Annotated in this window: 1 pseudogene; it reads right to left on the reverse strand. The window is 45.3% G+C overall.

What is annotated here, in order from left to right:
* A pseudogene (locus tag CIK93_RS00965) lies at positions 1–331 on the reverse strand (hypothetical protein); the annotation flags it as partial.
* Between the last annotated feature and the right edge of the window lie 18 nt (positions 332–349).

Genomic DNA, 349 nt, shown 5'->3' on the forward strand with positions numbered 1-349 from the left:
TTCTTTGCCATTCCACGAGCTTCTGTAACTCCACTTCATCATGCTTTCGCGCGAAACGCATCATCGCTTCAACATATCCCTGCAGTTGGCCTTTTCCGCCTGCAGAACCTGCCGAAAGTGCATCTATCATGCCACAAAGTTCCTTCCAAGATAGGTCTGGATACAAAAATTCAGTTGCACTGATATGTGCTGCAGCGGCATCAAAAAGTGTCGGAGCGATAGGTTCACGCATGTCTGGAGATACCTGCGAGAGCACTAATTTCACAAAATCCAAGCCTTTTCCAAGTTTTGGCATGGCTGGAGCAGTCTTTGTTGTAATGTCGTAAGTCATTATATTACAGCTTTTTAG

Origin of the sequence: Prevotella sp. P3-92 (genome assembly GCF_002251205.1) — a bacterium.
Taxonomy (GTDB): domain Bacteria; phylum Bacteroidota; class Bacteroidia; order Bacteroidales; family Bacteroidaceae; genus Prevotella.